This is a genomic window from Actinomyces succiniciruminis, assembly GCF_900002405.1.
Lineage (GTDB): Bacteria > Actinomycetota > Actinomycetes > Actinomycetales > Actinomycetaceae > Actinomyces > Actinomyces succiniciruminis.
Map to the genome: position 1 here is coordinate 1 of NZ_LK995459.1, position 1,484 is coordinate 1,484.

The 1,484-nt window shown below is 66.0% G+C and carries 1 protein-coding gene; it reads right to left on the reverse strand.

The window, feature by feature from the left end; genetic code table 11:
- Positions 1 to 53 precede the first annotated feature (53 nt).
- A complete protein-coding gene (locus tag BN1056_RS00115) occupies positions 54 to 1,397 on the reverse strand; it encodes a DDE-type integrase/transposase/recombinase (RefSeq protein ID WP_425306086.1) in 1,344 nt (447 codons plus the stop codon).
- Positions 1,398 to 1,484: the final 87 nt, after the last annotated feature.

A 1,484-nucleotide genomic window follows, 5' to 3' on the forward strand; every position in this document is an offset into this window, starting at 1 on the left:
TCTCAGGACATCGGTGACAGTTCTGCCTCAGGACATCGGTGACACTTGGTGTGTCAGGACATCGGTGACACTTGTGGTTGTTTTCGGGGTCTGCCGCGGTTGGAGCGTGTGCTGGGGTCATGGTGGCTGACGTACCTGATGGCCGGGTCGGGCCAGGGGTAACTGGTGATGACCTCGCCGTCTGTGTCGACGAACCAGATAGCGGTGGCGTTCCAGCAGGCGGTGACCTGTTGGCCGGCACGTTTCTTGGAGACCAGGAACGAGGTATTAGCGATCGTGACGGTGCCGTTGGACGCGATCGTCTTGGCCCGCTCGCCCTGCTCGCCGAGCCGGGACCGACTGCGACGCCCCTTATCGGCCAGGACTTCGTAGTCGTCCAGGGCCTGCTGTGCGGCCGCGGCGCTCGGGTCCGGTGGGCCTCCAGGGATCACCGGCTCATCACGCGCGGGGTCGGGGCGTGGCGGGGCGGCGACGGGGGTGGCCTGCCATGCCTGGGCCGGGGTGATGCGCCCGGGCAGGGCCTGGTGTCCTCGCTCGGTGTTGTAGATGTGGTCGAAGGCGTCGACTTGGGCTTGTAGCTCTTCGATGGTGTGGGCCAGGGGCTGAGCGTCGAGGTAGCGGAACAGGGTTTGGTGGAAGCGCTCATTCTTGCCCTGGGTGGTTGGCTTGTACGGCTTGCCGGTGATCGCCTCAACCCCGAGAGTCCTGATGTGCTCTACCAGCGCGCCCTGCATGCCCCGCCTGGTGGGGTTCAGGGCGGCCCCGTTGTCGGTAAGTAGCCGCTGGGGTACCCCGTAGCGGGCGACGGCCCGGTCGAAAACCGCGATAGCCGCCTGGCTGGTCTCGGCGGCGGCGACCAGGGACGCCACCGCCAGGCGGGAGTGATCGTCGATGAGCTGGAATACGACGCACTTGCGTCCTCCGACGAGGACGTACTCGGTGGCGTCCATCTGCCAGCAGGCGTTCGGGGCAGGGTAGACGAACCGCCTCCACGCAGACCTAGGCCGCTTGTGCGGCTCGCGTCTTGCCACGCCCCGTTGGCGGAAGATGCGCGACAGCGCTGCAGGCGAGGGCGCGTCCAGTCCCATTGCCACCATCTTGTCATGAACCGATACCGGCCCATGGTCCAGGCCAGAGGACGCCATTGAGGCGCGCACCGCCACCGCCTGGTCCTTGATGTCCTGGCCCAAGGCGGTAGGGCTAGACCCCGGACGCCTGGACAGCGGCTCGAGGACAGCGGCCTGCCCCAGCTCGATAGCCCTGCGTCGCAGCTTGTAGAAGGTGTTGCGGCTGATGGTGTGCTCGGCGCAAAACGAGGTCACCGCACCACGCGGGGCGTCGTCGGGCCACTGAGCAATCGCAAGTCTGATACGCGGGTCAACAGGATCATTACTCACCGGCCCATCACAGCCGAACTGTCACCACCAACAACCCCCGAACTGTCACCGATGTCCTGAGGCAGAACTGTCACCGATGTCCTGAGA